The following is a 12152-nucleotide window of genomic DNA, read 5'->3' on the forward strand; positions in this document are numbered from 1 at the left end:
CTGGTGCGCCGTTTAGTCCATGCGCATCGCTTCGGTTTCGATGTTGATGTCGACCGTGTCTCCCACCAATCCGTTCTCGACGCCGTAGGTCATGCCGAAATCGCTGCGCTGGATGCTGGCATCCATCGACAGCCCGAGCACGAAGCGTTCGTGACCAAAGGGATATGCCTCCGCCTTGTTCAACGTAACATTCAACGTGACCGGCTGTGTCTGGCCGAGGATGGTCAGCTCACCCTCGACCGTGCCTTCGGTGTCGGACGTCTGCGTGCCGCCATTCGCAGTAAAGGTGATTTCAGGATGATTGGACACGTCGAGGAAATCCGCCTTGCGCACATGTTCGTTGCGGCCATCGTGAAAGGTGTCGACGCTTGTGGCGTCGATGTTCACGGTGACCTCGCCCAGTTCCTGCGTTTCGCTGTCGTATTGAAAACTGCCTTCGATCCCGGGGAAGATGCCGAGAGTCTTGGCATAGCCGACATGGTCAATGGTGAAATAGACCGAGGTGTGACTGGGGTCGAGTTCGTACCGGGCCATCTCGGCCTGGGCGGCGGCGGGCAGGGCGGCAAGGGCTGCAGCCAGCATTTGAATTCGCATGTTGTCTCCTATCTGTTGGAATCAGGGGGATGACGGTCAATGGAAAGGTAGAGCGGCACGTGGCCCCTGCAACGGTGAAAACGGATAGGCCCGGTACCAGTCTGCGCTGTATGAGTTGGAACGTGCACCGTGCGAAAGGCACGGATGGACGGGTCGACCCGGCGCGTGTGCGCGCGGCAATACGGACGGAGCTGGCGCCGTGGAGGCCAGACATGCTGGCGTTGCAGGAGGCGGACGAAGAATGCCGTCCGCATGGCCGAATCCTCGATGTGGCGGGAATCGCGGCGGATACCGGGCTGGAGTACCTGCACGACAGCGCGGCATTGCGCTGGGGGCCGCGCAGCGACGGGTTCCTGGGAACGATCGTGTTCCTGCATCCACGCTTCGACGTCTTGTACAGGGACGTCGTCGACCTGCCCGGGCATTGTCATCGCGGTGCGGTCGTTGTCGAGGCCGAGGCCGACGGAACGGCATTTCGAGTGATGTCGATGCATCTGTCGTTGTTTCAGCCCCTGCGGGTCGTGCAGATGCGGATCCTTGGGCAATACCTGTATCGCCGCCCCGAGATGCAGACCATACTGCTGGGCGATTTCAACGAATGGCGCCCCTGGGGCGGGCTGATGTTCAATTCCCGGCTGCTCGGGCGCCGGTTTCGCGGACCCGCTCGGCGCAGCTTTCCGTCGGGATGCCCGGTGTTGCCGCTCGACCGGATCCTGACGGACCGGGCCGGCGTTGTGAGGGAGGTCGAAACGGTGCGTACGCCGCAACTGCGGCTTGCCTCGGATCATTTGCCGATCCGGGGTATCGTGCACCTGAATACAGCGAAATGATCGGTCGGTGGTGACCAAAATGTGATCTGGCCGCGGGTGTCGCACGTTCTATGTAAACCCACCAGTGGCAAGGATAAAGCATGGTCGACGTAACCCCACAACAGAATGGTCCCGCGATAAGGGTTCGTCCGCCGATGGCGGAGTTTGTTGCGACAGCGGCGCTGATGGGGCTGGGGCTGCTGGTGCTCTCCGGCACGGTGCTGTCGACCCCGGTCTGGTCCATCATTGCCTTCGGGATTTGCGTCGGACTGGTCTCGGTGGGCTTGCGCGGCGGATATCCTCATACGGTTTTCGGCCTGTGCAACACCGTGACGCTGGGCCGGGCCGCGCTTCTTTCCGTGCTGTTCGGCGCGTTGTTCGAGGTGACTGCGGTGTCGGCCTGGGTGGTGTTCTGGCTGGCACTGGTGATCCTCGCGCTTGACGGTGTCGATGGCTGGTTGGCGCGCCGCTCGCGGTTGAAGTCTGCCTTCGGAGCCCGTTTCGACATGGAAACGGACGCGGCGCTGGGGGCCTTGCTTGCGCTCTGGTTGCTGATTTCAGACAAAACCGGAGCCGAGATCCTGGTCCTGGGCTTCATGCGCTATGGCTTCGTGCTGGCAGGTCTGTTCTGGCCCGCGCTGCGCGCGGACTTGCCGGACTCGATGCGCCGCAAGACGATCTGCGTGGTGCAGATCGCGGCCCTGATTGCGTTGGTGTTTCCCCTGCTGCCGGCAGGCCTGGTGACACCGATCGCGGTGGCGGCAGCGGCCCTGCTGGCGCTGTCATTCGCGGTGGACACGATCTGGTTGGTGCGGCACCGCAAATGAGGCGGGCGCTGATCCTGATCTCGTCCGCGGGGCTGATGCTGTGCGTTCTGGCGTTGCCCAACCATCCCGGGCAGATGTCCTTGTCGGGTATGGCCTATTGGCCGATCGAGTTGTCGGTTCTGCTGTTCGCCATGCTGGGCGCGGGTCAGGTGCGCGGCCTGGCCACGGCGGCAGCCTTGGAGCTGGTCGCGGTGACGGCGCTGAAACTGGCGGATATGGCGAGTTTTGTGGCCTACAACCGCGGCTTTAACCCGGTGTCGGACCTCTTTCTGGTGGAGGCCGGGTTGAGCCTGCTGAGGGACAGCATAGGGCCGATGCGCACCGTGCTGCTTGTACTGGGCGCATTCATGGCGACGGCGATCCTGTTCACGCTGTTGCGTGGGGGTCTGAAGGCGTGGCAACGGCTGGTGCTTCCGGCGCCGGCGCGAGCGCTGGCATTGGTTGGGGTCCTGGCGACGAGCGGTTGGGCGGTCGCCGATACCGGGCACCACCTGGGATACTGGTCGTTCGCACAAAGTCCTCCGGGGTCGGCCCGGACGACCCGGGTTGCGGTTGCGCGGATCGGCGATGCGCGGGAAACCGTGGCGGAACTGGCGCGGTTCAAACAGACGGCGCAGGACGATCCGATGCGCGACATAGCGGGCGTTTTCGATCGGCTGCAGGGGCGGGACGTGCTGTTGATCTGGATCGAGAGCTATGGGCGCGCGAGTTTCGACAATCCGGAGTACGCAGGCACGCATACCGTGACGCTGCGCGCCGCTGAAGCAGACCTGCGTGAGGCAGGTCTGGCGATGAAGAGCGGCTGGCTTACCTCGCCCACGGCGGGCGGTCAGAGCTGGCTTGCCCATGGCGCGCTGAACAGCGGATTGTGGACGTCGGACAACGCGCGGTACAGCGCGATGATCGCCAGCGGGCAGAAATGGCTGTTTCACTTCGCGCAGGCGGCGGGATATCGCACCGCCGCGGTCATGCCCGCGATCACGATGGCCTGGCCGGAAAGCGCGGCCATGGGGTTCGACCTCGTCTTCGAGGCCGAGGACATCCCCTATAAGGGCGCGCCGTTCAACTGGGTCACGATGCCCGACCAGTTCACGCTGGCCGCCTACGGCGACCTTCTGGCCGAAGACCCGCGCCCCGATTTCGTGCAGATCGCGTTGATCTCGTCTCATGCGCCGTGGACGCCGGTGCCGCGGATGCTGCCCTGGGAGGCCATCGGCGACGGGTCCGAGTTCAGCGAAATGGCGGGGCAGGGTCCGTCCCCGCGAGAGCTGTGGAAGGATCGCGACGCGGTGCGCGATGCGTATCGAAGATCGGTGGATTACGCGCTGCAGGCTGTCTTTTCCCACGTGGCGCGTCTGGGGGAGGCCGCACCGCTGGTCATTGTCGCCGGCGACCATCAAGCGGCGGGGTTCGTGGCGGGCAGCGACAACAAGGACGTGCCGGTGCACATGATCGCGCCGCCGGAGGTCCTGGGGTACATCGCGGCGTGGGGCTGGAGCGACGGCCTGATCCCGTCCGCCGCCGCGCCGGTGCGCCGGATGGACAGCTTTCGCGACGATTTCATCCGGGCGTTCACGTCGATGGAACAGATTGCAGGTGTCAGCGAATGAGGGCCTGGGCATTGAAACTGCTGGCGTCGGCGGGACTGATGGCGGTGATGCTGTGGTGGACGGACACGGAAGAGGTGGCCGGACGCCTGGCCAAGGCGGAGTGGACATGGCTGGCGGCAAGTCTCGGGGCCTTGACGCTGGCGACCGTTTCCATGGCCCGCCGCTGGCAATTGACCGCGCGCGCGCTGGATATCCGGATCGGATTTGGCGTCGCGTTGCGAGAGTATTACCTGGCGCAGTTGATCAATTCGGTCCTGCCCGGCGGCGTTCTGGGAGATGTGGGCCGCGCCGTGCGGGTACGCCGTCAGGCCGATTGGGCGCGTGCCGGACAGTCGGTTGCCGCCGAGCGACTGATGGGGCAGGTGGCGATGTTCACCCTGCTGAGCCTTGGTCTGGTCGGTGCGGTTATCGTGCCGGGCGGCACCGTATGGCCGGGCGGTGTCTGGACCCTTTTGCTGATCATGCCGCTTTTGTGCGGCATGGCCTTGTGGGTGGCACGGCAGTTTCCCGCAACCAGGTCGTTCCCGGGGCTGATCCGGCGGCTGCTCGGGCACCGCAGGATCGTTCTGCATGCATTTTTCGGCGCGGGGCTGCTGGTTTTCGCACTCTATGCCTGCGCGCGGGCCACCGGGTCGGTCATACCGGCGACCGGCCTGTTGACGGTTCTGCCGCTGGTCTTCTGCGCGATGCTTGTGCCGCTTTCGATTGCCGGCTGGGGGTGGCGCGAAGGGGCGGCGGCGGCGCTGTTCCCGCTGGTCGGTCTCACGTCCGATGCAGGTGTGGCAATGGGCATCTGCTATGGCGCGATGATGCTGATCGCGACCTTGCCGGCGCTGGTGCTTCTTTGGGCGCCGAGCCCGAGCGCATCCGCGGCAGGGGAGGCCGCATCGCAATGACCCGCGCCGTTTTCGCCATTCCCGGAGACAAGGACCAGCGCACCGGAGGGTACATCTATGACGCGACCGTGCTGAGTCGCTTGAACGCCTTGGGGCATGATACCGCGCATGTGCAGTTGCCGGACAGCTTTCCTGACCCATCTTCCATGGACATGCAGAAGACGTTCGATGCCCTGGCCGCGATCCCGCGCTCTTGTCCGACCATCGTGGACGGGCTGGCGCTGGGCGCGTTGGATCCGGCGGGACTTTGCCGTGTCGCCGCCCCGATCGTCGGGATGGTGCATCACCCGCTGGGACTGGAAAGCGGTCTGCCCGCAGACCGCGCCCGACGACTTCTGGAGAACGAGGCCGAGGTCTTGCGCCACGTGGCGCATGTGATCGTGCCGAGCCAGCACATCGCGGACACCGTGGAGCGGGAGCTTGGGGTCGAGCGGGACCGCTTGACCGTGGCGCCGCCGGGGTTCGAGCAACTGGACGAGGACACCCGGCCGGAGCCGGCCAAGGCGATGCCACCGTTGATCCTTTCCGTGGGGCTTCTGACGCCGAGGAAGGGGCATGATGTTCTTCTCAAAGCGCTCGCCCAGCTGACCGACCTTGACTGGCAGGCAGAAATCGTCGGCAAGGCGCATGAGGCCGAGACCGCCGAGAAGCTGCGCGCCGAAGCGGCGGCGCTGGGGCTTTCGGATCGCGTGCGATTCGCCGGAGAGGTGAGCGAAGACGCTTTGCGACGCGCCTATGGCCGCGCAAGCGTCTTTGCCCTTGCGACCCGCTACGAAGGATACGGCATGGTGTTGAGCGAGGCGATGCAGAACGGTTTGCCGGTCGTCTCGACCCGTGTGGGTGCGGTCCCCGAAACGGTAGGCGAGGCAGCACTGCTGGTGGAGCCGGACGAGCCCCTGGCGCTGGCAGAGGCAATCAGAACCTTGCTGACATCGCCGGAAACCGCCCGCAGTTATGCCCGCGCCGCGCGAGACCGGGCGGCGTCGCTGCCCGGCTGGACACACACGGCACGTGTTTTCGCGGACGTTCTGGAACGGATTGGGTCATGAGCCTGTTACTCTTTCGAAAATGCGCGGCGCTGGTTCCGCATCACCCCGAAAAACGGAAGTTCCATGTTTGCAGTTGAAGTCCGCGATCACATCATGATCGCACATTCCTTGCCATCCCCCGTCTTCGGCCCGGCCCAGGGCCTGCACGGTGCGACCTTCGTCGTCGACGCAGCGTTCTATACAGAGGACCTGGACCCGAATGGCCTGGTGGTCGACATCGGCCTTGCGACCGAAGCCCTGAACGCGGCGCTGGAGCCGCTGAAATACGGCAACCTTGACGACAAGCCGGAATTCGAAGGCAAGATCACCACGACCGAGTTCCTGTGCCACCACATATGGACGCAGCTTCGGGATACGGTCAAATCGAAGGGCCTGGGCGATGACGGACGTGTCAGGCGCATCCGGGTCCAGCTTCATGAAAGTCACGTGGCGCGTGGGTGGTATGAATCGGATATCTGACACGCAATTCCAGCTCGACTGGTTGAGTCTGCGCGAACCGGCGGACCACGCGGCGCGGGCCCCCGAATTGCTGCGCGAGGCCGCGTCATTGATGGCACCCGGAACGCGGGTCGTGGATCTTGGCAGCGGGACGGGATCGACGGCACGCGCGTTTGCCGCCGCAGGGTTCGAGACGATGAGTTGGCGTTTTCTGGACACCGATGAAGGCCACTTGCAGGTGGCGAAGGCGCGGCATCCGGCGGCCGACTGCGCGATGTGCAGCGTGGAGGATGTGCAGGCGCTTCCGCTCGAGGATGCCGGCCTTGTCACCACGTCCGCGCTTCTGGACCTGATGAGCGCCGCTTGGGTGGCCGCGTTGGCGAAACGGTTGGCGGCGGCATCCATCCCGTTTTACGCGGCACTCAGCTTCGATGGCAGAATGGAGTGGGACCCGGGTTTGCCGGCGGATTCCGACATCGTGCAAGCGTTCAACCGGCATCAGCGCGGCGCCAAGGCGGGACGGGTCGCGATGGGGCCGGACGCCGCCGTGCAGACGGCGCAGGCCTTTGAGGCAAACGGTTTTGAAGTCAGGCTAGCGGACAGCGCGTGGCATCTTGGCCCGGACGACGCGGCCTTGCAGGCCGAGTTCTTGGCCGGTGTCGCGGTCGCGGCCGCCGAGGCCGGGGAAACGCAGGCCCAAAGCTGGGCCGAAGCAAGACGCAGAACAGTCAATCACACAGCCCTCGTGGTAGGGCACCGCGACCTGTTGGCGATCCCGGAGGGAACGCCGGCGCAGACATTGCGGGAACCCCGGAGATGAGCATGGACGCACTGGATGTCACACCAAGGGTCTGGGCCCGTATCCTCGCCGCGCGGAACGACGAAGCGTGCTTGTGCTGCGGTGACTGGAGTTCCGGCGAGCGCGCCGCATTGACGCTTTACGGGGGGCTGACGCGGACATTGAGCGGCCAAAGCGTCATCGCACAGATCGGCCAGTCGCTGGACGGGCGCGTCGCGACCGAGTCGGGCGATGCGCAGGATATATCCGGCAAGGACGGGCTGGCGCATCTGCATCGCCTTCGGGCGCTGGTGGATGCGGTGGTGATCGGCGTGAAGACCGCGCTGCACGACAATCCGCGCCTGACTGTCAGGCTGGCCAAGGGGCGCAATCCGGCCCGCGTGGTGATCGACCCGAACGGACGGCTGCCCAATGACGCCGGCTTGCTCAGGGACACGAGCGCGCGGCGTATCGTCATCCAGGCGGTGGACACGCCGCGTCCCGCCGACGTCGAGGTGATCCGTCTGCCGCGCGGCGCCTGGATCTCGCCGGCGCAAATCCTGGCAGCCCTGCGCGGTCTGGGCCTTTACCATGTTCTGGTCGAGGGCGGGGGGATCACGATTGCGCAGTTCCTCGAGGCCGGTCTGCTGACGCGGCTGCACGTGGCCGTGGCACCACTGCTGATCGGGGCGGGGCCCGCGGGCCTCAAGACCTCGCCGGTGCCCTGCCTGGCCGAGGCGTTGCGTCCCAAGACCGAGGTCTACAGCCTTGGCTCCGACGTTCTTTTCGACTGTGCGCTGGCGCCCGAGCCGCCTGCCGAAATGCTGTGGCCGCATCGCCTGAACGACCGCCCGGCTTTGCGGCACTGAAATTGTGTTCCGAATGTCCCTATCCGCCCCTGATAATCTGAAAGTGTGTTCCATGTCGCCAGTACCTGAAAGTCTTCGACCCAGTATCGCGGAACGCCTGAGCCGGGTGAGCGCCGATCTGCGCCTTGGTCTGCCATGCCTTGTGGCCGACGCGGGGTCGCGGGCGGTCGTGGTGGCGATCGAGCCGCTGACCCAGGAGCGTCTGGATGCGCTGCGCGGGATGTTCGGCGTGCCCGAGCTTGTCCTGACCGGGAACCGGGCGCGCGCCGCCATGGCACCTGTGCAAAGCGCCGACGTGACCGATGGCCCGGTGCGTATCCACCCGCCGAAACAGGCCGATATCGGCTGGTTCATGCGCCTGGCGGACGCCGGCCAAGATGCGGCGGCGGGGCCTGTGGCACCGCTGCATCGCGTGCGATCGGAGGAGTCGCGCCTGCATGGCGTGGCGCTGAGCCTGGTGAAGTCGGCAGAGCTGCTGCCGGCGGCGTTGGTGTTCGACGTGGCGCGGACCGCCGATTTGCCAGTGGAACTGGCCATGACGCACGTGAACGTGGCAGAGACGCTCGGCCATTTCGCAAAGGCGCCGGTGCTGTCGCACGTGGCGGCGGCCGGCCTGCCGGTCGAAGCGCATGACGCAGGCCGGTTGCACGTTTTTCGCGACCCGGACGGACGCACCGAGCATTACGCGTTCGAAATCGGAACGCCGGATCCGGCGGGGCCGGTGCTGGCCCGACTGCACTCGGCCTGCTTTACAGGCGATGTGCTGGGCAGTCTGAAATGCGATTGCGGGCCGCAGCTGCGCGCCGCGATGCTGCGGATGGGCGAGGAGGGCGCCGGCCTGCTGCTCTACCTCAATCAGGAAGGGCGCGGCATCGGGCTGGCCAACAAGATGCGGGTCTATGATCTGCAGGCGCAGGGCCTCGATACCGTGGATGCCAATCATACGCTGGGGTTCGAGGACGACGAGCGCGATTTCCGCGTGGCGGCTGTCATCCTGCGGCAGCTTGGCGTCGGGAAGGTGCGTCTGCTGACCAACAATCCGGCGAAGGTGCGGACCTTCCGGGCTCAGGGGATCGAGGTCGTGGAGCAACTGCCGCTGCGCGTCGGAAAGAACATTCACAACAGCGGCTATCTGTCTGTGAAGGCGCTGAAATCCGGGCACGCACTTTGAGTACTGACGAAGCTCGGGCATTGTGGGTCGTGGACAGGCAGACGGTTGAGCTGCGGGCGGTCGATGTCCGTGCGGGACCGGAGGATGTGGTAATCGAGACGCGCTTCAGCGGGATCAGCCGCGGCACCGAGCGGCTGGTCTGGAGCGGGGGTGTACCGGCCAGCGAGCACGAAACCATGCGAGCCCCGTTTCAGCAGGGTGCGTTCAGCTTTCCGGTGAAATACGGGTATGCCGCGGTGGGCACCGTGCAAGGGGGCGAACGGGCCGGCGAGACCGTTTTTGTGCTGCATCCGCACCAGACGCAGTTCGCCGTGCCGTCCGAGGCCGCGTGCCCGGTGCCGGACACGGTGCCGGCGGCGCGCGCGGTGCTTGCCGCCAACATGGAAACCGCGCTGAACATCACGTGGGACGCCGGTGTGGCGCCGGGCGACAGGGTCAGTTTGATCGGTGCCGGCGTGGTGGGTCTGTTGACCGGCTATGTTTGTGCGTGGATCCCGGGAACCGAGGTGACGATGGTCGATGTCGATCCGCGCAAGGCGGCACTGGCCGACGCGATGGGATGCAGTTTCTCGCAGCCGGCAGAGGCGGCGGGCGACAGGGACGTGGTCATCCACGCGTCGGCGACGGCGGAAGGTCTGGCAACGGCCATTGCGCTGGCGGGCATGGAGGCACGGGTTGTCGAGGCAAGCTGGTTCGGCACCAAGACGCCCGAGGTGCCCCTTGGTGGTGCGTTCCATCAGCGCCGTCTACAGATCGTCAGCAGCCAGGTCGGGCAGGTGCCCGCGGACAGGCGCGTCAGGTGGAGTTATCGCAGGCGGCTGGAAAAGGCGTTGGATCTTCTTGCGGACCCGGCGCTGGATGTCCTGGTGTCCGGCGAATCACCTTTCGATCAGCTTGCCCAGGATTACGGTGCGATCCTCGAGGACCCGTCCACGTTGTGCCACCGCGTCCGCTACGCCCCCGCACTTTAGAGGGTCGGCCTCTTGCGCGTTCAGCCGCGTATACTGCGCAGGGCGCTGGTCACAACGAAGAGAACAGCGGCGACGCAGACGATGGAAGGACCCGTCGGGGTGTCGAGCAGATACGCAGATTGCAGGCCCGCGACCGCCGAGACCGCGCCGATGGCGGCAGCGGCAATCGCCATCTCTTCGGGGCTGCGCGACAGGGGCCGTGCGGCGGCCGCGGGAATGATCAGCATTGCCGCAATCAGAAGCGCGCCGACGACCTTGATCGCCACGGCGACGGTGATGGCCAGCGCCAGCGTGAGGATGAGCCGTTCGCGCCGGGGGTCGATGCCGCTGGCATAGGCCAGCTCGTCGCTGAGCGTCGAGGCCAGAAGGGCGGACCAGCGCCAGCCGATCAACGCCACCACCAGCGCGGCGCCGCCCCAGATCACGATCAGGTCGCCACGGGACACCGCGAGGATGTCGCCGAACAGATAGGCCATCAGGTCGATACGTATCCCGGACAGAAACGATACCGCCACCAGCCCGAAAGCCAGAGCAGAATGCGCCAGGACACCAAGAAGCGTGTCCATGGCATAGCCCCGTCCCGACAGCCCGGTGACGGTCAATGCCATGGCAAGCGAAACGGCCACGGCGCCCGCGAAGACCGAGATCTGCAGCGCCAGCGACAGCGCCACGCCCAGGATTGCCGCGTGCGCGGTGGCGTCACCGAAATAGGCCATCCGCCGCCACACGACGAAACTGCCGAGCGGGGCTGCCGCGCAGGCGACACCGATACCGGCCAGTGCGGCGCGGGTCATGAAATCATCGAGCATTATTCGGCGGCCTCGGTCTCGGTGCTGTTCGACGGATGGTCGTGCACGTGGTCGTGCGCGCAGGTCTCGTCATGGGCGTGGTCATGATCGTGCCGGTAAAGCGCCAGCGCGCCGCCAGTGCCCGACCCGAACAGCGCCTGGTATTCGGGGGCGGCCGAGACGGTTTCGGGCGTGCCCTGGCAGCAAACGTGCCCGTTGAGGCAGATAACGCGGTCCGAGGCGCTCATGACGACGTGAAGTTCGTGACTGATCATCACGATGGCACAGCCGGTCTCGCGGCGCACGTCCTCGATCTGGCGGTAGAACGCGGCAGAGCCGGGCTGATCGAGCCCTTGGGTCGCTTCATCGAGCAGCAGAAGGTTCGGACGTCCGATCAGCGCCCGTGCCAGCAGGACGCGCTGCATCTGGCCGCCGGACAGGCCGGCCATCTGCCGGTCCGAAAGATCCGGCACCCCGGATCGGTCCAGTGCCTGCTCGATCGCGGCCCGGGATGCGCCGGAGGGCAGCCGCAAAAACCGTTTCACGGTCAGCGGCAGCGTTGGGTCGATGTGGAGTTTCTGCGGCACATAGCCGATACGCAGGCCGGCGCTGCGCACGATCTTGCCGGACACGGGCGCAACGGCGCCGATGAGCGCGCGCAAAAGCGTCGTCTTGCCCGATCCGTTCGGCCCCACGATCGTGATGATCTCGCCCGGTTCGACGGAAAGCGAGACATCGCGCAACACCCGGACGGCGCCGTAGCCGACGCTGATATTCTCGACGGAGACGAGGCTCATGTGTCGGCCTTGTCGGAACAGGCGGGGCAAAGGCCCTCGGCCTCGACCACGGTTCTTTCGATCCGGAAACCGGCCGCGCGGGCCGTCTCGCCCAGTTCGCCGCTTGCGGGTGTCGCCTGCGCCTCTGCCACCGAGTCGCACTGGCGGCAGATCATGAAGGCGGGCGAGTGGTTGGCGCCGGGGTGAGAGCAGGCCACGAACGCGTTCAGCCGTTCGATCTTGTGCGCGAATCCGTTGGCCACGAGGAATTCGAGCGCGCGATAGGCCACCGGGGGCTGGGAGCCGAATCCGGCCTCACGCAGGCGGTCGAGCATGTCATAGGCGCCAAGCGCACGGTGCTCCTGCAGCAGGATTTCCAGTGCCTTGCGGCGCACGGGCGTAAAGCGCAGCCCTTCACGGGCGCAATGCGCCTCGGCCTCGGAGATCGCGGCAGAGATGCAATTGGCGTGATCGTGCGTCTCGAAGCCGAGCGGTTCGCTAGGGCCAGCGGGGCCTGATTTGTCGGTACTTGTCATATTATAACGTTTTGTATATGCGACATGCGGTGTTATGTAA

At 65.7% G+C, this 12152-nt stretch carries 14 protein-coding genes; 10 read left to right on the forward strand and 4 right to left on the reverse strand.

Features of this window, described 5'->3' with window-relative positions:
* Positions 1 to 12: 12 nt before the first annotated feature.
* The gene (locus tag KUV49_RS09930) at positions 13 to 594 is read right to left on the reverse strand and encodes a YceI family protein (RefSeq protein WP_222449810.1); all 582 of its coding nucleotides are present in this window, start codon (positions 592 to 594) and stop codon (positions 13 to 15) included.
* Positions 595 to 704: 110 nt separating this feature from the next.
* Here KUV49_RS09930 and KUV49_RS09935 point away from each other — a divergent pair, with 110 nt between their 5' ends.
* The 10 genes from KUV49_RS09935 (at position 705) to KUV49_RS09980 (ending at position 10012) form a co-directional block, all read left to right on the forward strand.
* Complete coding sequence (locus KUV49_RS09935; RefSeq protein ID WP_261391143.1) at positions 705 to 1424, forward strand: endonuclease/exonuclease/phosphatase family protein; 720 nt, start codon at positions 705 to 707, stop codon at positions 1422 to 1424.
* A gap of 134 nt (positions 1425 to 1558) precedes the next feature.
* Complete coding sequence (locus tag KUV49_RS09940) at positions 1559 to 2230, forward strand: CDP-alcohol phosphatidyltransferase family protein (protein ID WP_261391145.1); 672 nt, start codon at positions 1559 to 1561, stop codon at positions 2228 to 2230.
* Positions 2227 to 3840, forward strand: a complete 1614-nt coding sequence (locus KUV49_RS09945) for a sulfatase-like hydrolase/transferase (protein WP_222449812.1) — start codon at positions 2227 to 2229, stop codon at positions 3838 to 3840. The genes KUV49_RS09940 and KUV49_RS09945 overlap by 4 nt, the downstream gene beginning before the upstream one ends.
* On the forward strand, positions 3837 to 4736 hold the full coding sequence (locus KUV49_RS09950; protein WP_222449813.1) for a lysylphosphatidylglycerol synthase transmembrane domain-containing protein: 900 nt from the start codon (positions 3837 to 3839) through the stop codon (positions 4734 to 4736). The genes KUV49_RS09945 and KUV49_RS09950 overlap by 4 nt, the downstream gene beginning before the upstream one ends.
* Positions 4733 to 5785 carry a glycosyltransferase family 4 protein gene (locus KUV49_RS09955; protein ID WP_222449814.1) on the forward strand — a complete coding sequence of 351 codons (1053 nt, stop codon included), beginning with the start codon at positions 4733 to 4735 and terminating at the stop codon, positions 5783 to 5785. Before KUV49_RS09950 ends, KUV49_RS09955 begins: the two co-directional genes overlap by 4 nt.
* A 63-nt stretch (positions 5786 to 5848) precedes the next feature.
* On the forward strand, positions 5849 to 6244 hold the full coding sequence (locus KUV49_RS09960) for a 6-pyruvoyl trahydropterin synthase family protein (RefSeq protein WP_152492007.1): 396 nt from the start codon (positions 5849 to 5851) through the stop codon (positions 6242 to 6244).
* A 112-nt stretch (positions 6245 to 6356) separates the two neighbouring features.
* Positions 6357 to 7043, forward strand: coding sequence for a class I SAM-dependent methyltransferase (locus KUV49_RS09965; RefSeq protein WP_222545606.1), 687 nt, complete (start codon positions 6357 to 6359; stop codon positions 7041 to 7043).
* The gene (locus KUV49_RS09970) at positions 7040 to 7870 is read left to right on the forward strand and encodes a RibD family protein (protein WP_261391148.1); all 831 of its coding nucleotides are present in this window, start codon (positions 7040 to 7042) and stop codon (positions 7868 to 7870) included. Before KUV49_RS09965 ends, KUV49_RS09970 begins: the two co-directional genes overlap by 4 nt.
* Positions 7871 to 7922: 52 nt before the next feature.
* Complete coding sequence (gene ribA / locus KUV49_RS09975; RefSeq protein WP_222449816.1) at positions 7923 to 9041, forward strand: GTP cyclohydrolase II; 1119 nt, start codon at positions 7923 to 7925, stop codon at positions 9039 to 9041.
* Between the two features lie 29 nt (positions 9042 to 9070).
* Positions 9071 to 10012: a zinc-binding alcohol dehydrogenase gene (locus tag KUV49_RS09980; RefSeq protein ID WP_315899497.1), complete on the forward strand. Its 942-nt coding sequence runs from the start codon at positions 9071 to 9073 to the stop codon at positions 10010 to 10012.
* Positions 10013 to 10032: 20 nt separating this feature from the next.
* On the opposite strand, the gene KUV49_RS09985 is transcribed toward KUV49_RS09980, so the two are convergent.
* The 3 genes from KUV49_RS09985 to KUV49_RS09995 are packed head-to-tail and all read right to left on the reverse strand — an operon-like array spanning position 10033 to position 12112.
* Complete coding sequence (locus KUV49_RS09985) at positions 10033 to 10821, reverse strand: iron chelate uptake ABC transporter family permease subunit (RefSeq protein WP_222449818.1); 789 nt, start codon at positions 10819 to 10821, stop codon at positions 10033 to 10035.
* The gene (znuC, locus tag KUV49_RS09990) at positions 10821 to 11597 is read right to left on the reverse strand and encodes a zinc ABC transporter ATP-binding protein ZnuC (protein WP_222449819.1); all 777 of its coding nucleotides are present in this window, start codon (positions 11595 to 11597) and stop codon (positions 10821 to 10823) included. Before znuC ends, KUV49_RS09985 begins: the two co-directional genes overlap by 1 nt.
* Positions 11594 to 12112, reverse strand: a complete 519-nt coding sequence (locus KUV49_RS09995; protein ID WP_152492014.1) for a transcriptional repressor — start codon at positions 12110 to 12112, stop codon at positions 11594 to 11596. The genes znuC and KUV49_RS09995 overlap by 4 nt, the downstream gene beginning before the upstream one ends.
* Positions 12113 to 12152: the final 40 nt, after the last annotated feature.

Source organism: Roseovarius atlanticus, assembly GCF_019802205.1.
GTDB lineage: Bacteria > Pseudomonadota > Alphaproteobacteria > Rhodobacterales > Rhodobacteraceae > Roseovarius > Roseovarius atlanticus_A.